Here is an 18,078-nt window from a genome sequence, read left to right as displayed (position 1 = left end):
ACTGAACGCGATACGGCGGGCCGCCGCTGGTCAGCCCACCGGGCCGGTGGCCAGCTTCACCGTGGCGGTGTGCGACTGCCCGGAAACGTCGGTCCACTTCACCTTGACCTTGTCGCCCGGGTGGTAGCGGTCGAGCAGGTTCGTCAGCGCGGTGGCGTCGCCGACCGTGGTGCCGGCCACGGACTGGATCACGTCGCCCCGGGTGAGGCCGGCCGACTCCGCCGGCGAGCCCTGGACCACGCCGAGCACGGCCGGGCCGGACTGGTTCGCGTAGCCGCTGCCGCTGGTCTCGATGCCGAGGTAGGCGGTCTCGCCGATGTGGACCACGCCGGACGCCTTGCCGGCCCGGATCTGGTCGGCGATCGCCGTCGCGGTGCCGATCGGAATCGCGTACCCGTCCCCGCCGGAGGCCTGGTAGCGGAAGCCGGCCGAGGCCGCGGTGTCGACCCCGAGCACCTGCCCGGAGGTGGTCAGCAGCGGGCCGCCGGAGTCGCCGGCCTGGATGTCGGCGTTGACCTCGATGAGCCCGGTGAGCTTCTCGGACGCGCCCGTCGACTCGTCGGATGCCGTGATCGACTGCCCGAGCGCGGTGACCACGCCGCCCACGGCGCTGGGCGTGCCGCCGGTGCCGCCGGCGTTGCCGATCGCGACCACCTGCTGCCCGGCCGTCGCCGGCGTGCTCGCGAGTGTCGCGGTGGCCAGGCCCGAAGCGCCGGAGAGCTTCAGCACGGCGAGGTCGCCGGTGCGGTCGTAGCCGAGCACCGCCGCCCGGTAGTACTGGTGATTCCCGATGTCGGTCACCGTGATGCTGGTGGCGCCGGCGACGACGTGGTTGTTGGTGAGCACGATGCCGTTCGAGGCGATCACGATGCCGGTGCCGGCGGCCTCCGCGTTCTGCGCGCCGAGCACCGAGACGATGTCGACCAGAGCCGGGTCGACCTTGGCCGCGACCGCCGCGATCTGGGCGGCGCTGGGGCCGGCCGCGGCGCCCGAATTGTCCGCGGACCCTGAGCCGTTGCCGGAGCCGAGCCCGCCGTCCGAGCCGAGCCCGCCGTCCGAGCCGCTGCCGGAGCCCAGCCCGCCGTCCGAGCCGCTGCCGGAGCCGAGCCCGCCGTCCGAGCCGCTGCCGGAGCCGAGCCCGCCGTCCGAGCCGCTGCCAGAGCCCAGCCCGCCGTCGCTGCTTCCGCTCCCGCCGCCGGAATTATCCGGATTCAGAGGTAGGTAAGGCGAGGAGTACCCGCTGTTCGATGTGGACGTCGCATCCGGGTGCAGCGACCAGCCCGCGGCGAACCCGCCGGCCCCGGCGAGCACGAGCGCCGCGACGCCACCGCCCACCGCCGCCGCGATCCGCCCGCCGTGCCGCTTGCGCGCCGGCGGGACCGACGGGCCGGACTGCTGATAGGGGTGTTGCTGCCACTGCTCGGGCGGGGGCCACCCGCCCGGCTGGGGTGCGTAGGTGAACTGTTCAGGAATGGTCACCGGAGGTCGCCTCCCGAGCCGCCGAATCGCGTTGACGACTCCGGTCTACCGCCGCTTTCTTGGTAAGGGCTGTGGGCCTGCTGTATTTACGCCGCTAGATCGGCGGCGCGCTATCGGGGAGCCGAGCTGAACACGGCGGGCCGCGGCAGCCGGATCCGCATCGCGGCGCCCTCGTCGCGATCGTCGACGGTGAGGGTGCCGCCGTGTGCGACGACGATGTCGCGGGCGATGGAGAGGCCGAGGCCGGTGCCGCCGCCGGTGCGCGACCGGCTGTCGTCGAGGCGCACGAACCGGTCGAAGATCCGTTCACGGTCGGCGGAGCGGATCGGCGGGCCGTCGTTGGCGATCACGATCTCCGCGTACGCCTCCCGGCCGCCCACGGTGATCGACACCTCCGAGGCGGCGTGCCGGGCCGCGTTGTCGACCAGGTTGCGCACCACCCGCAGCAGCGCGTCGGCGTCGCCCGAGACCCGCACCGGCTCGACGGTTCCGCGCACGGTCAGCCCCGGGTGCAGCTCGGCCAGGCGTTCCCGTTCGGTGTAGGCCAGGTCGTCCAGGTCGACGTCCTGCCGGCGTACGCGCAAGGGGTTGTCGTCCATCCGGGCCAGCAGGAGCAGATCGTCGACCAGGCGGGCCATCCGCGCGCTCTCGGTGCGGATACGGCCGACCGAGCGGCTCGCGGAAGCGGGCAGATCGGCGCCCTCCAGCAGGTCCGCGTTCGCCTGCACGGTGGCCAGCGGGCTGCGCAGCTCGTGGCTGGCGTCGCCGACGAACCGGCGCTGGGCCGCCGCGGACGCCTCGATCCGGTCGAGCATCGTGTTCATGGTCGAGGCCAGCGCCGCGATCTCGTCGTCGGTGGGCGGCACCGGAAGCCGCTCGTGCAGGTTGCGGGAGGTGATCGAGGCGGCCTGCTTGCGCATCGCCTCGACCGGCCGCAGGGTGCGCCCGACGAACCAGAACGTGGCGATGCCGACCACCAGCGCGAGCAGCGGCAGCCCGAGCAGGATGGCGCCGAGCACCGCCTCGGTGCCGTCGTCGACACTGTCCTCGGAGACGGCGACGAGCACGATGCGGTCGCCGGCGCCCACGGCCACCACCCGGAACGGCTCGCCCGCACCCTCCCAGCGTCCGGTGGCCTTCTGGCCCGGCCGCGGGCGCAGGCCGGAGATCGGTCCCTGCCCGGCGAGGGCGTCGGAGGCCGCGACGACCCGCCCGGAGGCGTCGATCACCTGCACCACCGTGCGCTCCCGGGCCGACGGGCGCAGCAGGCCGGCCAGGTCCGAGCCGCCGGTGACGGCCGCCGCGACCTGGGCGGCCTTGTCGTTGGCGACGGCGGTGACGTTGTCCAGCAGGATGATCCGGGCGATCACGAACAGCGCCACGCCGGCCAGCAGCGAGGCGATCGCGACCACCACGGCGGCGGCGAGGGCGGACCGCAGCCGTACGCCGAGGCGCCGTCGCAGCGAGAACATGGGCGCCACGGTAGCGGTCCGGACCCGCGCCGGGCGGGTGTCTTCAGCACATTTTCAGGTGGTCAGGCGTCACGCTGGAGGCATGCGTGTGCTGGTGGTGGAGGACGAGGTCAACCTGGCCGAGACGATCCGGGACGGCCTGGGCGAGGCCGGCTTCGTGGTGGACGTCGTGCACGACGGGGTCGACGGGCTGTGGCAGGCGACCGAGACACCGCACGGCGCGTACGACGTGATTGTCCTGGACATCATGCTGCCCGGCCTCAGCGGGTACGAGGTGTGCCGTACCCTGCGCTCGCGCAAGGTGTGGACGCCGATCCTGATGCTGACCGCCAAGGACGGCGAGTACGACCAGGCCGACGCGTTCGACCTGGGCGCCGACGACTACCTCACCAAGCCGTTCTCGTTCGTGGTGCTGATCGCCCGGCTGCGCGCGCTGATCCGGCGCGGCGCCCCCGAGCGGCCGGTCGTGCTCACGGCCGGCGACCTGCGGCTCGACCCGGCGCAGCGGCGGGTGTGGCGGGGCGCGGAGCCGGTGGCGGTGACCCCGCGCGAGTTCGCCATGCTGGAGTTCCTGATGCGCCACGAAGGCCAGGCGGTGACCAAGCGGGCCATCCTCGAGAACGTCTGGGACGCCCACTTCTCCGGCGATCCGAACATCGTCGAGGTCTACATCGGCTACCTGCGCAAGAAGATCGACCACCCGTTCGACCGTCAGTCGATCGAGACCGTCCGCGGCGCCGGCTACCGCATCGTGGCCGACGGCAGCTGACCCGCTGCTCAGCTGCGGATGCCGAAGGCGGCACCCAGCGAGGACGCGGCCGCGGCGCAGCCCAGCAACGGCAGGCCGAGCTGCTCCTCGGCGAAGCGCAGCGTCGAGCAGTGGCTCAGCGGCGCCGGAGCGGCGACGTGCCGGACGACGGGCGCGACCACCAGCGTCGGGATGTGGTTGCTGGTCGACGTGCCCTCGTCCCAGGTGACGACGATCGTCAGCCGGCCGGAGCGGTAGTCGGGACCGGCCATGATCTGGGGCAGCCAGGCGGCCAGCCAGCGGTCGCCGGTCGCGATCAGGTCGGCCGGGCAGCCGCGGGCGCCGTGCATGTCGTCGCAGGCGTCCGGGCTGACGAAGGCGAAGGCGGGCAGCGTCCCGGCCGCGACGTCGTCGTGCAGGGCCCCCGCGCGCAGGCCGCCGAGCGGGACCGTCCAGCGCCGGCAGTCGGCCCGCTCGTCGCGGTAGTAGGTGGCCGGCACGTGCCGCACCAGGTAACGGCCGTGCCCGGTCAGCACGCAGTTGCCCGGCGCCGCCTCGGCGTAGTCGCGCCACTGACGCCCGGAGGCGGCGACCTGGCGGAAGATGTTGTCCCCGGTCAGCGGGTGCTTCTTCGGGTCGTTGTCGTCGCAGATGCCGGCGGTGCTGCCGCTGGTCATCAGGATGTACGCGGCCAGCGACGGGCAGTGCGCCGGATAGCCGGCGTCGAAGTGGGCGGCGGTGCCGAAGACCGCGGCGACCCGGTTCAGATAGGGCGCGTGCGAGCTGCCGATGATCTGTTGATAGCCATGGTTCTCCTCCGCGATGACCAGCACCTTGCGCCCGGGGTCGGGCGCGGGCGGCGAGACGCTGACGCCGGCCGAGGCCCGCGAGGCCGGCTGACCCTGCGTGCAGGCCACGACCGTGGTCGCCGCGATCATGAGCGCCGCGCCCATCACCACACGGCGGCGCAGAGGAGAGACCAGGCGGCGCAGCAGAGAGCTCATGCCCGCGGATGCTAGCCCGGAAATCCTGAGAAAACGGTAAAAGCGCACCACCGTTCGACAGGCGCAACGTATCGGCGTAACAATCGAAGGCGATCGGGAGGTTGCCGTGCCGGAGACCGTAACGATGCCGCGCCGCCATCAGGACGCCCTGGCCGTGCTCAGCGCCACGCGCGGGGTGCTGACCCGGGGCTGGGTGCAGCGCACCTGGTACGCGGTGGAGACCCCCGCCGCCCGCCGCCTGCGATTTCTTCCGGTACGAAGGGACCGGTCCCAGGTCGTCGGCGCCTGCCTGGTCGGGGCCGTCGTGCACGGGGCCTGGCTGCTGAGCCCGCGCGCGGAGTACGCGTACCCGGCCATCGACGCCCTCTGGCACACGCTCTTCGACGTCTCCGGTGACTCCGACCCGGTCGGGCCGATGACGGCGCCGCTCGTGCGCGCCGCCCGGGTCCGCGACCTGACCACCTGGAACGATCACGACTGCCGGACCGGGGCCGAGGTGCTGCGGCTGGTGGACCGGTCGGCGGAGCGCATCGCCGCGCGTCACGTCCGGCCGCTGCCCGTCGAGGACCGGGCGCTGCTGGACGCCGGGTGAGTTTCCGGCTGGCCGCGTACGCCGTCTGTATCGCCGGGGAACGGGTGCTTCTCGCGCACCATGCCGGCACGACGTGGACCCTGCCCGGCGGCCGGGTCGAGCACGCCGAGGACCCCTTCGACACCGTGGTCCGCGAGGTGGCCGAGGAGACCGGCTACCACGCCGAGGTCGAGCGCCTGCTCGGCGTCGACTCGCGGGTGATACCGGCGGCCGAGGCGGTGATGGGCGCCGAGCACCACAACGTCGGCGTCTTCTACGCGGTCCGGGTCACCGGCGGCGAGCTGCGGGCGGAGCCGAACGGCGACACGGCCGAGCCCTCGTGGGTGCCCCTGGCGGCGGTCGGCGGGCTGCGCCGGTCGTCGCTGGTCGAGGTCGGCTTGGCGCTGGCCCGCATCCGCCCGGCCACCGGTCACGTGCCGTCCGTCGCCGTGGCGGGCCTGATCCGGCATTGACCCTGGCCCGTTCTAGCGACAAGCGCCATTGGTAATACGCTTGCCGGGTGACGACTCCGGACGATCTGCACGACCTCGACGCCCTGGCCAGCCTCGCCGACCCGGTGCGGCGGCGGGCGTACGAGGTCGTCGCCGGCGGGAGCGCGCCGGCCGGCCGGGACGAGGTGGCCGAGGCGCTCGGCGTCGGCCGCACGCTGGCCGCGTTCCACCTCGACAAGCTGGTGGCGGCGGGGCTGCTCGAGGTCTCGTACGCGCGAAGGTCGGGAAAGACCGGCCCCGGCGCCGGCCGGCCCGCCAAGCTGTACCACCGCGCCACCGCCGAGCACGCGGTCAGCGTGCCGCCGCGCGCCTACCGCACCGCCGCCGAGCTGCTGGCCGAGGCGCTGGAGCAGGCGGGCGCCGAGGAGGCGCTCTACCGGGTGGCCCGCCGGCACGGAACCCGGACGGCGGTCGCGGGCGACATCACCGAGCTGCTGGCCGGGCCGGGGTACGCGCCGGTGGCGGACGGCCCGGAACGGATCGAGCTGCGCAACTGCCCGTTCCACCGGCTGGCCGAGCAGTTCCCGCCGGTCATCTGCGGGATGAACCTGGCGATGATCAACGGCCTGCTGGCGGGCGCGGGCCTGGACGGCGAGTGGACCGCGCGGATGGACGCCGCCCCGGGTCGCTGCTGCGTGACCGTCTCTAAAACAAAAAGCAATTGACAATAGAATCGGCAGCTGGTGAGCTAGGCACCATGACCGCCTTCCACCTGGCCCAGATGAACACGGCCCGCCTCCGGGCCCCGCTGGAAGACCCCTCGATGCGCGACTTCGCCGAGGGCATCGCGCTGATGAACGACCTCGCCGACCGCTCGCCCGGCTTCGTCTGGCGGCTGCCCGAGGAGAGCGGCGACGGCATCATCGCGGCGCCGTCCGACCCCAGCCGCATCTTCACGCTGTCGGTCTGGGAGACCCCGGAGCATTTGCGGGCGTACGCGTATCAGTCGCAACATCTCGAGTACCTGCGCCGCCGCCGGGACTGGTTCCATCCGCACGGTCACCAGGCGGCGCTGGTCCTGTGGTGGGTCCCGGCCGGCACCATCCCGACCCTGCGGCAGGGCATCTCGCGGCTGGGCCGCCTGCAGGCCAACGGCCCGGCGCCCGACGCGTTCACGTTCCGCGAGATGTTCCCGGCCCCGGAGCTCACGCCACTGCGGCCCTAACCTTCCGGCCTCGGGCGGAAACTCGCGAAGACCAGGCGCAGGTCGGGCTGGGCGGCGCTCCATGCGGCATCGGTGGTCTGCCAATAGATCCCGTACGCCTGGTGCCGCGACGTGATCAGGCCGCGGTTGTTGACATGCTGCCGTACGCCGGAACGGTCGAACGTGTACTCCCAGTCGGCCGCCTTGAGGAAGTAGTTCACCGGCTGGATGTGGATCTCGTGGTACCCCGGGAAGTCGCCGCGCGCCACCCGGTAGTCGGCCTTCCCCCGCCAGTCGGCGACCGGGTTCCACTGCGGGGTGTCGGTCTGGTCGATGCCGAGAACCCGGCCGTCGCCCCGGAAGTAGACGATGCCCTTCTCCTTGGACTGCCGCCAGCCCACCGGCACGTAGACCGAGAACCCGGTCGGATCCCGATAGTCCCTCCACCCGGCCGGCAGCGGCGGCCGCGGGTTGCCGCCGCCCGAGGCCGCGGTCGACTCGGTGACCGGCGCCCTCGACGGGGACGCGGACGCGGAGCCGGACCCGGACGCGCCGCCGGTTTCGGACGCCCCGGCCGGGGACGAAGCGGGAGCGGACGAGGCCGCGTCGCCGGACGGCAACGCCGGGGCGGACGCTCCCGGCGGGTCCGCGACGGTATCGCCGGCATCGTGCCGGAGGCTCATCCAGGCGATGCCCCCGCCGGCCAGGAGCAGCAACGCCACCACGACGGCGAGGATCACACGGGATCGGCGGGAGCGAGGCCCCGGTCCGATGTGGTGCGGCGGCACGGCCGGCGGCTTGCTCTCGGTCGGCGGCGGGGCAGCCGGCTTGGTTTCCCCCGGCGACGCGGCGGGCGGCTTGTTCTCCGACGTCGGCGCGGCAGGCGGCGGCGTCTCTCGCGCCGGCGGTGATGCGGCGGGCGGCGGCGTCTCTCGCGCCGGCGGTGACGCGGCGGGCGACGGCGTCTCTCGCGGCGGCGGTGACGCGGCGGGCGGCGGCGTCTCTCGCGCCGGCGGTGACGCGGCGGGCGACGGCGTCTCTCGCCGCGGCGTGGTCTCTCTCCCCGGCGTGGCGGGCTGCGCGGACGGTCGCGACGCGGGCGGCACGACCGCGGTGTCCGCCGAGTCGGCCGCCACGCGCAGCAGCCGCGCGGTCTCCGCGGCGTCGATGCGCTCGCCCGGCGACTTCCGCAGCAGCCCGTCCAGCACCGGCCGCAACGCTCCGGCCCGCGTCGTCGGCGCCGGCTCCTCGCTGGCGATCGCGGTGATCGTCTCCATCACCGAGTCCCGCATGTACGGCGCATGCCCCTCCACCGCCGCGTAGAGGGTCGCGCCCAGCGACCACAGGTCGCCCGCCGGCGTGCTCTCGCCGTCGCGCACCCGCTCCGGGGCCATGTACCGCGGTGAGCCGATCACCAGGCCGGAGCTGGTGTTCACGCTCTCGCCCTCGACCGACGCCACCCCGAAGTCGGTGAGCACCACCCGGCCGTCGTCGGCGAGCAGGACGTTCGCGGGCTTGACGTCCCGGTGACGTACCCCCGCCGCATGCGCCGTGGTCAGCGCGGCCAGGACCGCCAGGCCGATCTCCGCCGCCCGGGCCGGCGGCAGCGGGCCGCCGGAGTCCAGCACCTCCTGGAGCGACCGGGAGGGGACGTACTCCATGACGATCCACGCCCGCCCGTCGGCCTCGAACGCGTCGTAGATCTGGGCGACATTCGGATGCGACAGCCGGGCCGCGGCCCGGGCCTCGCGCAGCATGTGCCGGCGCAGCGAGAGGTCGGCGTCGACCAGCTCGTCCGGCAGCAGGATCTCCTTGAGCGCCACGTCCCGGTCGAGGATCTCGTCCCGGGCCTGCCAGACCCGGCCCATCCCGCCCGCGCCGATGGCCCGGCCCAGCCGGTACCGATCGTGCACGTGGACCGGGCCGGCAGTCATGCCCGGCGATGTACCCCGGCCGCTCGACTCCTATGCCAGCCCCGAACCCCTATGCCAGCCCGAACCCCTATGCCAGCAGAGCGCCGCCGTCGACGGGCAGGATCGTGCCGGTCGTATAGGACTGTCCCATCAGGTAGAGGACGGCCTCGGCCACGTCGGTCACCTCGCCGGGCCGGCCGAGCGGCACCACTTTCGCGGTCTCCGCGTACAGCTGCTCGACCGCCTCCCCCGCACCCCACATCGGCGACCGGGTGACGCCGGGTTTCACCGCGTTGACCCGGATCGGCGCCAGCTCCACCGCGAGCGCCCTGGTCAGCGACTCGACGGCGCCGCAGATGCTGGCCGCGACCGACCAGCCCGGGGTGGGACGGTCCCCCGCCGTACCCGTGGTCAGGGTTATCGAACCCCCGGACCGCAGGTGCGGCAGGACCGCGCGCACCGCCGCCAGCGCGCCGAAGTAGCGCAGCTCGAAGAAGCCGTGCGCCCGGCCGAGATCGAAGCCGGCGAGCGGCATGAGGGAAAGCGCGTCCCCGGCGGTGTAGACGAGATGATCGACCGGGCCGAGCCCGTCGAGCACCCGGGTCACCGCATCGGGGTCGGCCAGGTCGGCGGCGATGCCGGTCACGCCGAGCCGGTCCGCGGCCTGCCGGGGCGAGCGGGAGACCACCACGACCGAGGCGCCCCGGTCCCTGGCGGCACGGGCCGTCGCGTACCCGATGCCGGAGCTCCCGCCCAGTACCACCACGCGCTGCTTGTCGAAAGCGTCAGAAGTCATGCCTCAACGCTGCGGCCGCCGGGGGCCCGCCGTCCAAGACCTCTTTCGCCGCCTGTAATACCCTGAGGGCATCAACGACGTCGACCTGCGCAAGCTGCGCTACTTCGTGGCCGTCGCCCGGCACCTGCACTTCGGCCGGGCGGCGGCCGAGCTGCACATCGCCCAGCCGGTGCTGTCGCGCCAGATCCGGGCCCTCGAGCAGGAGCTGCACACCACCCTTCTGGTACGCGACCGGCGCCGCACCGAGCTCACCGAGGCCGGCTGCCGCCTGCTCGCCGACGCGGTGCCGCTGCTCCGGTCGGCCGACGCGCTCCGCCGCCGGGTCGTGCAGGCCGGCCGCTTCGTGGTCGCCTTCATGCCCGGCCTGATCGTCACCGACGCGGTCCGCCGGCTGGCCGCGGCCCATCCCGGCCTGACCGTCGACGTCCTGCGCACCACCTGGGCCGACCAGACCGAGGTGCTGCACGACGGCCGCGCCGACGTCGGCTACCTGCGCCTGCCGGTCGACGAGCGGGGCCTGACCGTACGCCCGCTGTTCACCGAGCCGCGCGTCGTGGTCGTGCCGCGCGAGCACCGCCTGGCCGGCAAGGAGTCCACCGGCATCGCCGATCTCGCCGGCGAGCACCTGCTGCAGGACCCGGCCGCGGTACCCGAGTGGCGCGGCTCGGCGTCCCCGATCCGCTACGCCGCGGTCGAGGAGAAGCTCGAGCACGTCGCCGCCGGCCGGGGCGTGGCGATCCTGCCGCTGTCCACCGCGCAGTTCTACACACGGCAAGACCTGGCGCACGTACGCATCGACGACATCCCCGACAACCAGGTCGCGCTGGCCTGGCGGCCGGGCCGTCGCGACGCGCTGGTGGACGAGTTCACGGAGCTGGCCGCCGGAGCTTGACCGCGGGGGCCGCCCCCGGTTTGGCTACCGGCATGACTACGCCGCGCCGCCTGTGGTCGCTGTTCGAGCCGCTGCACGCCGTCACGTACTTCACGCCGCAGTCCGCCGCGGCCTTCGAGGCGGCCGGCCTGACCGGCTACTGGCGCCGCTATTTCGCCGGCCGGGCGGCGCCGCTGGGCCCGGTCGGTCCCGGGCCGGTGACCGCGGCGTTCTTCGGTTTCGCGCCGGCCATGGTGTCCCGCGCGTTCCCCTCCGTGTGGTCGCGCATCTCGCCGGCCGCCGCGTCGGCGGCCCGCGAAGCCGGCGCCGTCGCCGCCCTTTCGGCCCTGCTCCGGGAGCCGCAGTCGCCTGAGGCCGCCCCTCCCTCGTCCCGAGCCGACGTCCTCACCTCCCCGGCCGACGCTCCCCTCTCCCGAGCCGACGCCCCCATCTCCCCAGCCGACGCCCCCATCTCCCCAGCCGACGCCCCCATCTCCCCAGCCGGCCTCCCGATCGCCGAGGCCGCCGAAGCCCTCGGCGCCGCCGCCCGCCTGATCGACACGCCCGGCCGGGTGCTCGCCGCCGCCTACGCCGATCTGCCCTGGCCGAACGAGCCCGTCGCCCGCCTGTGGCACGCCGCCACCCTCCTGCGCGAGCACCGCGGCGACGGTCACGTGGCCGCCCTGCTCACGGCCGGCGTCGACGGCTGCGAGTCCCTGGTCTGGCGAGCGGCCGTCGACGGCGGCGGCCTGCGCGAGGTGACCCAGCCGGCGCGTGGCTGGACCGACGACGAGTGGCAGGCCGCCGCCGACCGGCTGGAGCGACGCGGCTGGCTGACCGCGGACGGCCGCGCCACCGACGCGGGCCGCGCGGCGTACGAGCAGGTCGAAGCCCTCACCGATCGCCTGGCCGCCGGTCCGTGGGAACGTCTCGGCGCCGCCGGGACCGAACGCTGCGCCGCGCTGCTCGCCCCGCTCGCCGAGCGCGCGTGGACCACCCTGCCCGACGACAACCCGATCCCGCTGCGCCGCCCGGCCCGGGCCTAGCTCGCGATGACGGCGAGCAGACGCAACTTCTCGTAGCTCTCGCTGCCGGGCGCGGCCGTGTAGACCAGAAGCATGTGCGACTGGTCGGGGTCGAGCAGCGACTGACAGGTCAGCTCGAGCAGCCCCACCTCGGGGTGGATGAACCGCTTGACGTGGCTGTACCGCACCCCGACCTCGTGCTCGTCCCAGACGGCGCGGAACTCCTCGCTGCGGGCCATCAGCAACTGCTGAAGGTGCGCCGCCCACGACTTCGGGCCGCGCACCGCGACCGTCTGGCGCAGGCCGGAGGCGAAGACGCGCGAGTGCATCGCGTGGTCGTCGGGGTGGTAGCGCTCCCGGACCGCCGGATCGGTGAACCACCGGTAGCCGATGCTGCGTGCCGGGCCCGTGTACCGGGTGAGATCGCCGGTGAGCGCGACGCCGAGCGCGGTCTGGCGCAGGGTCTCGCCGAGCTCGGTGACGACCTCGGCCGGGGTGTCGCTCAGGCGGTCGAGGATGCGCAGCACCCCCGGGCTGATGTGCTCGCCGCTCGCGCCCCGGGTCGGCGGGTGGTGGCCGGCCAGGCGGAACAGGTGGTCACGCTCGTCCCGCGACAGGTGCAGGCCCTGGGCGATGGAGGCGATCATCTGCTCGGACGGGTGCGGGCCGCGTTCCCGTTCGAGCCGGCTGTAGTAGTCGGTGGAGATGTGGCAGAGCGTGGCGACCTCTTCGCGCCGCAGGCCGGAGGTGCGGCGTCGCGGCCCGCGCGGCAGGCCGACGTCCTCCGGCTGGAGGGCCTCGCGGCGGCGGCGCAGGAACTCGGCGAGCCCGGCTCGGTCGATCATCGTCCGTTTGTACCACCGGCGGCGGATCGCAGCCTCGGATTGCCGATCCCCCCTTCGGCCGGCCGCAGCGTGGGATCGGCAGGCCGTGGATAGCCGCGCGACCGGGTGCGACCTTCGTTGCAGAGCCCGCATTCACCACTCTCCGCAGTCACCTCGAGGAGCAGCGACATGGCACGCACCCGACCGGACTTCACCCTTCCCGGCTTGGCCGGCACGCTCGCGGTGGTGACCGGCGCCAGCGACGGCGTCGGCCTGCATCTGGCGACCCGGCTCGCCGCGGCCGGCGCCGAGGTCGTCCTGCCCGTCCGCAACCGCCGCAAGGGCGAGGCCGCGATCGAGCGGATCCGGCAGCAGCATCCCCGGGCCGCGCTCTCCCTGCGCGACCTCGACCTGTCCTCGCTGGAGTCGGTCGCCGCCCTCGGCGCCACGCTGCGCGGCGAGGGGCGGCCGATCCACCTGCTGATCAACAACGCCGGCGTGATGACCCCGCCCGACCGGCAGACCACCGCCGACGGTTTCGAGCTGCAGTTCGGCAGCAACCACCTCGGGCACTTCGCGCTGGTCGCTCAGGTGCTGCCGCTGCTGCGCGCCGGCAATGCCCGGGTGACCTCGCAGATCAGCGTGGCCGCCAACCAGAACGCCATCAACTGGGACGACCTGAACTGGGAGCGGTCCTACCGCGGCGGCCGCGCGTACAGCCAGTCGAAGATCGCCTTCGGCCTGTTCGGGCTCGAGCTCGACCGCCGCAGCCGCGCCGCGAACTGGGGCATCACCAGCAACCTCGCCCACCCCGGCGTCGCGCCGACGAACCTGCTGGCGGCCCGGCCCGAGCTGGGAAGGACCAAGGACACCATGGGCGTACGCGTGATCCGCGCCCTGTCCCGCCGCGGCATCCTCCTCGGCACCCCCGAATCGGCGGCGTTGCCGGCGTTGCTCGCCGCCACCGCTCCGGACGCCGGGGGTCGCTTCTACGGCCCGTCCGGCCCCGGCCACCTCGCCGGCGCGCCGGCCGAGCAGACGCTCTACTCGCGCCTGCGTTCGGCGGACGAGGCCCGCCGCATGTGGCAGGTCTCCGAGAAGCTCACCGGCGTCACGTTCCCGGCCCCTGTGGACAGCGCCCCGAAATTGTCGTAGCCCGGCCGTATGGTCCACCCCACCCAGTCACGGGTGGGGTGGAGTAGCGGCGCGGCCGGGCAACGGCGCGGTCGAGCAACGGCGCGGTCGAGCAACGGCGCGGTCGAGCACCAGCGCGGCCGGGCCCTACGCGGGAACCACGCTCCCGGCCAGCACATCGGCCAACCGCCCCGGCATCGACGCGAACGGCGAGTGGCTCGACGGCAGCGAGAACACCTCGAACGCGTTGCCGGGCGTGACCGCGTCCGCCTCGGCGATCATCCGGTCCTGCAGCGCCGGCGGGATCGTGCGGTCCTCGGTCAGGCGGACGAACGTGCGCGGGATCGACCCCCACCGCTCCACCGTCCCGCGGGCGTCGTCGAAGGCGACCGCGAGCGGCAGATCCGGGTTGAGGTAGGCCGCGAACCGCAGGTACTCCACGGTCGGCAGATCGTTGTAGAACGCCAGCCGCCCCTTCTCGACGTACGCCGGGTCGCCGTCGCGCGGGTTGATGCGCATCGCGCCGGTGGTCATCGGGTCGCCGATCAGCACGGCCCCGGACACGCCCGACGCCGCCTCGGGCAGGCCGCCGTAGTCGGCGCCGGTCGCGAACCGGACCGGCACGTAAGCGCTGACGTAGACCAGCCGCCGGATCAGGCCGGGCACGGCCTCGCCGGCGAGCGTGATGGCCAGGCCGCCGAAGCTGTGCCCGACCACCGTCACCGGCCCGTGCGGAGCCAGCGCGCGCACCTGCGCGACCACGGCGTCGCGGTAGTCGCAGAGGTGGATCCCGGCGACCGGTGACGGCTCACCGGCGAGGGCCGCGAAGTCGTTGCGCAGGAACGATTCCGGATAGGTCGCGTTCAGCCCGCTGCCGGGCAGGTCGAGGGCGCACACGCGGTGGCCCTGGGCGGTGAGCCGGGCGGCGACCCGGTTCCAGTGGGCGGCGCAGTGCCACGCGCCGTGCACGAGCAGATAGTTCATCGCGGCGTCTCCCATGCGGCGTACTCGGGACGGGTGGTCTTGAGGTCTTCGAAGAGCAGCACCATGCGGTCGAGGAACCAGGCCTTCGCGCACTGCACGACGGCGATGCCGGCGGTGGCGTAGAGCAACCCCGGAAGACCAAGCACGATCAGCCCGTACGCGAGGAGCACCATCCCCGCGAGCTGGAAGGCGTACGTGACCTCCGGCACTCGCGCCGTGTACTGCGGCGGCAGCGGAACCGTGTTGCGGTCGGCCCAGATGCGCTCGCCGAAGACGGCCTTGGAGGCCCAGTTGCGGGTCGAGCGGGGCGGCGGGAACAGCAGCGGGTTGACCATCATGAAGACGACGGACAGCGTGATCGGGATCAGCGACCACCAGCCGATCCAGTCGCGGCTCGCAAGGGAGACCGCGAGCAGCGGCAGCACGGCGAAGCGGGTTCCGACGCTGACCGGGTTGGCGTGGCGCATCCAGTTGTCGCCGTCCAGCCCGAACAGCTCGGCGATCTTCGTGTCCCGGGTGGCGGTGGCCGCCCCGGCAGAGGTAGTTGACATGCGCCGAGCGTGGCGTCCCGCCCTGCCACGAGCCTGCCGCGCCGCTGCCACGCCACGGCAGCGCGGCCACGATGCCATGCGGCGGAGGCAACGCGGGCAGAGCGGCGCGGGCGGTGCCCCTCAGCGGTCGCGGACGAGGCCGGTCAGGGTCGTGAGGGCGTCGGCCGCGGCCGGATGGTCGTGTTCATGCTCGGCTCGCTCGAGCGCCGCGAACAGCAGCGGTTCCGCCTCCGATGGGCCGGCGGCGAGCAGGCCGAGGCCGAGCAGGCAGCGGGCGTGCGGACTGCCGCCGAGAACGGTGAAGAATGTCGCCCGGGTGTGGCGCGCCTCGGTGCTCTCGGCCCAGGCCCGGACCGTGCGGAACAGCGCGAGGGCCGCCTCGGCCTCGCCGGCCCGCCGGAGCGTCTCGGCCAGGCTGCAGCGGGCCAGCGCCGCGTGCCACGGACTGTCGCCGGCCTCGGCCGCGGCCACCGCTTCCTCCTGCAGCGCCCGCGCCCGGGTCAGGTCGCCCTCCCCCATCGCCAGCCGGCCCAGCTCGGTGCGCACGAACGCCAGGTAATGCGGCAACCCGATCCGCCCGGCCACATCGAGCGCGGCCGCCAGCTCCCCGGCCGCCGCCGCGACGTCACCCTGGCGCTCGGCGGCCGCGGCCAGCAGGAGCCGGGCCCAGCACTCGAACGGCTCGTACCCGGCCCGGCGCGCCCGGCCGAGGATCGACCGGCCCTTGTGCCCGACCGCGTCAGCCATCCCGGACCGCACCGCGTCCATCGCATCGATCAGCTCGGACGCCGCCACCCAGAAGTCGTCCCCGGTAGCCACCATGACGGCGCGGGCCTCGGCCAGCAGCGTCGCCGCCCGCTCGGCCTCGCCCGCCGCCCCCAGCACGAGAGCGAGCGTCTGCTTGGCCCGCGCGCCCTCCCAGTCGTCGCCGGCCTCGGCCGCCAGCGCCACCGCCCGCTCCCCGGCCCGCACCGCCCGCTCCACGTCCCCGCCCTGACCGGCGAGATAGCTCAACGTCGTGTACGCGGCCGCCCGAACCACGGCCGGCACCGCGACCACGGCGCCCGGCGGGGCCGGCACCGCATCGGCACCGCTCAGTGCGCCCTCCAGCCAGGCGCTTCCCTCGGCGTGGCGGTCGGCCGCGCCCCAGAAGAGCCACAGGGCGGCGCCTATCCGGAGCGCCGCGAGGGCGTCGGCGGCGGCTGCCACGCGGAGGTTGTCGTAATCGGCGGCGACGCGGCGGTGCCAGGAACGGTAGCCGCCGCGGCGCAGGCCCGACTCGGCCTCCTCGGCGAAGGCCAGGTAGAAGTCACGGTGCGCGGCCCGCGCGGGACCGGGATCGGCGAGACGCTCGCGGCCGTACTCGCGCAGCGTCTCCAGCAGGCCGAACCGGGGGCGGCCGTCGAGGTCCGGCTCGGCCGTGAGCAGCGACTTGTCGACCAGCCCGGCCACCAGCTCGGCCATCTCGCCGCTGCCGATGCCGGCGACCCGGCCGACGGCCGCGGCCGCGTCCAGTCCGAAGCCGCCGGCGAAGACCGACAGCAGCGGGAACGCGACCCGTTCGCCGGGGCCGAGCAGGTCGTAGCTCCAGTCCAGGGTGGCGCGCAGGGTCTGCCGGTGTGGCGGCGCCGCGTGACCGCGGTCGACGAGGAAGCGGAACCGGTCGGCGAGCTCGGCGGCGATGTGGGCGACGGGGAACGCCCGTACGCGCGCGGCCGCCAGCTCTATCGCCAGCGGGAGCCCGTCCAGGCGCCGGCACAGCTCGGCGACCGCCGGGCCGCTCCCGGGTGTCACGGCGAACGACGGCCGCACCTGGGCAGCCCGGTCCTCGAAGAGCCGCACCGCCTCGGCGCCGGCGAGCGGGCGCACCGGCCACGACGTCTCGCCGCCGATGCCGAGCGGCTCGCGGCTGGTGGCCAGCACGTGCAGGCGCGGGCAGGCGGCCAGCAGCCGGCCGGCCAGCACGGCGACCTCGGGGAGCAGGTGCTCGCAGTTGTCGAGCACCAGCAGAGCGCGCCGTTCCCGCAGGTGGGTGACCAGGTCGACGCGGATGCCGAGCGCCGACGCCACTGCGCCGGCCACCGCGCCGGGATCGGTCAGCGGGGCCAGCTCCACCAGCCAGGCGCCGTCCGGGAAGCCGGCGGCCACCTCGATCGCGAGCCGGGTCTTGCCGACGCCGGGCGGCCCGGTCAGCGTCAGTAGCCGGGTGTCGCGCACGCGCCCGCGCAGGGTCACGACCTCGTCGTGCCGGCCGATGAAGGTCGACAGCGGGGCCGGGAGATTGCCGGCCGGTTCGACGCCGGCGGTCAGCGACGGCGACTGGGCGAGGATCGCCGACTGCAGCTCCCGCAGCTCGGCGCCGGGTTCGAGGCCGTGCTCGTCGGCAAGCACGCGGCGTACGGCCAAGAAGGACTCGAGGGCGTCGGCCTGCCGTCCGCAGCGGTACTGGGCCAGCATCAGCCGGCCCCACAGCCGTTCGCGCAGCGGATGCTCGCCGACCAGGGTCTGCAGCTCGCCGACGAGCTCGTGATGCCGGCCGAGCGCGAGACCGGCGTCGATGTGGTCCTCGATCGCGTCCAGTCGCAGGCGCTCCAGCCGGGCCTGCTCGGCCTGCACCCAGGCATAGCCGGGCAGGCCGTCCAGCGGCGGCCCGCGCCACAGCCCGAGCGCGGCGTCGGGCCGTCCCGCCGCGACGAGCCGCTCGAACCGGATCGCGTCCACCGCGTCCGGCGGCACGTCGAGCAGGTAGCCGGCTCGGCGCCGGGTGACGACGTCGCCGCCGAGGGCCGCGCGCAGCCGGGAGACCTGGTGCTGCAGGGCGTTCGCGAGATCGCGGGGACCGTCCTCGTCCCACAGGGCGTCGATCAACCGGTCGGCCGGCACGATCCGGCCCGCGTTCAGCGCCATCAGGGCGAGCAGGGCGTGCTGCTTCGCGCCGGTGAGCCGGACCGCCCGGTCGCCGTCGTGCGCTTCCACGGGACCCAGCAGGCAGATCCTCATTGCTCTGAGGCTTTCCCGAGGTGGTGGCCCTGTCAAGGAGTGAGAATCCG

Annotated in this window: 17 protein-coding genes; 8 read left to right on the top strand and 9 right to left on the bottom strand. The window is 74.3% G+C overall.

What is annotated here, in order from left to right:
* Nucleotides 1–30 precede the first annotated feature (30 nt).
* Nucleotides 31–1,479, bottom strand: a complete 1,449-nt coding sequence (locus ACQP2F_RS20085; protein ID WP_433306170.1) for a S1C family serine protease — start codon at nt 1,477–1,479, stop codon at nt 31–33.
* Nucleotides 1,480–1,589: 110 nt separating this feature from the next.
* Nucleotides 1,590–2,951 carry a HAMP domain-containing sensor histidine kinase gene (locus tag ACQP2F_RS20080; RefSeq protein WP_433306168.1) on the bottom strand — a complete coding sequence of 454 codons (1,362 nt, stop codon included), beginning with the start codon at nt 2,949–2,951 and terminating at the stop codon, nt 1,590–1,592.
* 82 nt (nt 2,952–3,033) lie between these two features.
* Here ACQP2F_RS20080 and ACQP2F_RS20075 point away from each other — a divergent pair, with 82 nt between their 5' ends.
* Nucleotides 3,034–3,720 (top strand): response regulator transcription factor, encoded by a 687-nt coding sequence (locus ACQP2F_RS20075; protein WP_433306167.1) that lies wholly within the window; start codon nt 3,034–3,036, stop codon nt 3,718–3,720.
* Between the two features lie 8 nt (nt 3,721–3,728).
* Here the strand turns inward: ACQP2F_RS20075 and ACQP2F_RS20070 are convergent, their stop codons facing one another.
* Nucleotides 3,729–4,703 carry an alkaline phosphatase family protein gene (locus ACQP2F_RS20070; RefSeq protein WP_433306165.1) on the bottom strand — a complete coding sequence of 325 codons (975 nt, stop codon included), beginning with the start codon at nt 4,701–4,703 and terminating at the stop codon, nt 3,729–3,731.
* A 106-nt stretch (nt 4,704–4,809) separates the two neighbouring features.
* Here ACQP2F_RS20070 and ACQP2F_RS20065 point away from each other — a divergent pair, with 106 nt between their 5' ends.
* From ACQP2F_RS20065 to ACQP2F_RS20050, 4 genes are read left to right on the top strand one after another with little or no spacing between them, the layout of a single operon-like run.
* Nucleotides 4,810–5,295 carry a DUF6197 family protein gene (locus ACQP2F_RS20065; protein ID WP_433306163.1) on the top strand — a complete coding sequence of 162 codons (486 nt, stop codon included), beginning with the start codon at nt 4,810–4,812 and terminating at the stop codon, nt 5,293–5,295.
* Complete coding sequence (locus tag ACQP2F_RS20060) at nt 5,292–5,747, top strand: NUDIX hydrolase (protein WP_433306162.1); 456 nt, start codon at nt 5,292–5,294, stop codon at nt 5,745–5,747. Before ACQP2F_RS20065 ends, ACQP2F_RS20060 begins: the two co-directional genes overlap by 4 nt.
* Nucleotides 5,748–5,794: 47 nt before the next feature.
* Nucleotides 5,795–6,451: a helix-turn-helix transcriptional regulator gene (locus tag ACQP2F_RS20055; protein WP_433306160.1), complete on the top strand. Its 657-nt coding sequence runs from the start codon at nt 5,795–5,797 to the stop codon at nt 6,449–6,451.
* A gap of 32 nt (nt 6,452–6,483) precedes the next feature.
* The gene (locus ACQP2F_RS20050) at nt 6,484–6,951 is read left to right on the top strand and encodes a DUF3291 domain-containing protein (RefSeq protein ID WP_433306158.1); all 468 of its coding nucleotides are present in this window, start codon (nt 6,484–6,486) and stop codon (nt 6,949–6,951) included.
* Here ACQP2F_RS20050 and ACQP2F_RS20045 read toward each other — a convergent pair.
* The gene (locus ACQP2F_RS20045; protein ID WP_433306156.1) at nt 6,948–8,864 is read right to left on the bottom strand and encodes a protein kinase domain-containing protein; all 1,917 of its coding nucleotides are present in this window, start codon (nt 8,862–8,864) and stop codon (nt 6,948–6,950) included. The genes ACQP2F_RS20050 and ACQP2F_RS20045 overlap by 4 nt on opposite strands.
* Nucleotides 8,865–8,931: 67 nt before the next feature.
* The gene (locus ACQP2F_RS20040; RefSeq protein ID WP_433306154.1) at nt 8,932–9,639 is read right to left on the bottom strand and encodes an SDR family oxidoreductase; all 708 of its coding nucleotides are present in this window, start codon (nt 9,637–9,639) and stop codon (nt 8,932–8,934) included.
* Between the two features lie 106 nt (nt 9,640–9,745).
* On the opposite strand from ACQP2F_RS20040, the gene ACQP2F_RS20035 reads away from it, so the two are divergent.
* Entirely contained in the window at nt 9,746–10,531 is a 786-nt protein-coding gene (locus ACQP2F_RS20035; RefSeq protein WP_433306152.1) for a LysR family transcriptional regulator, read from the top strand.
* 32 nt (nt 10,532–10,563) lie between these two features.
* Complete coding sequence (locus ACQP2F_RS20030; RefSeq protein ID WP_433306150.1) at nt 10,564–11,556, top strand: SCO6745 family protein; 993 nt, start codon at nt 10,564–10,566, stop codon at nt 11,554–11,556.
* Here the strand turns inward: ACQP2F_RS20030 and ACQP2F_RS20025 are convergent.
* The gene (locus ACQP2F_RS20025) at nt 11,553–12,377 is read right to left on the bottom strand and encodes a helix-turn-helix transcriptional regulator (RefSeq protein WP_433307573.1); all 825 of its coding nucleotides are present in this window, start codon (nt 12,375–12,377) and stop codon (nt 11,553–11,555) included. The two genes, ACQP2F_RS20030 and ACQP2F_RS20025, sit on opposite strands and share 4 nt — an antisense overlap.
* 171 nt (nt 12,378–12,548) lie before the next feature.
* Between ACQP2F_RS20025 and ACQP2F_RS20020 the strand changes: the two genes are divergently transcribed.
* Nucleotides 12,549–13,514: an SDR family oxidoreductase gene (locus tag ACQP2F_RS20020; RefSeq protein WP_433306148.1), complete on the top strand. Its 966-nt coding sequence runs from the start codon at nt 12,549–12,551 to the stop codon at nt 13,512–13,514.
* 126 nt (nt 13,515–13,640) lie between these two features.
* On the opposite strand, the gene ACQP2F_RS20015 is transcribed toward ACQP2F_RS20020, so the two are convergent.
* The 3 genes from ACQP2F_RS20015 to ACQP2F_RS20005 all read right to left on the bottom strand — a co-directional run bounded on the left by ACQP2F_RS20015 (nt 13,641) and on the right by ACQP2F_RS20005 (nt 18,028).
* Entirely contained in the window at nt 13,641–14,477 is an 837-nt protein-coding gene (locus ACQP2F_RS20015) for an alpha/beta fold hydrolase (RefSeq protein WP_433306146.1), read from the bottom strand.
* A complete protein-coding gene (locus ACQP2F_RS20010; RefSeq protein WP_433306144.1) occupies nt 14,474–15,028 on the bottom strand; it encodes a DUF6653 family protein in 555 nt (184 codons plus the stop codon). The genes ACQP2F_RS20015 and ACQP2F_RS20010 overlap by 4 nt, the downstream gene beginning before the upstream one ends.
* Before the next feature lie 120 nt (nt 15,029–15,148).
* Nucleotides 15,149–18,028, bottom strand: coding sequence for a BTAD domain-containing putative transcriptional regulator (locus ACQP2F_RS20005; protein WP_433306143.1), 2,880 nt, complete (start codon nt 18,026–18,028; stop codon nt 15,149–15,151).
* Nucleotides 18,029–18,078 lie beyond the last annotated feature (50 nt).

It is taken from the genome of Actinoplanes sp. CA-030573 (assembly GCF_050951115.1).
GTDB lineage: Bacteria > Actinomycetota > Actinomycetes > Mycobacteriales > Micromonosporaceae > Actinoplanes.
The sequence above is the reverse complement of the archived record's forward strand: the minus strand, read 5'-3'. Positions and strand labels throughout refer to the sequence as shown.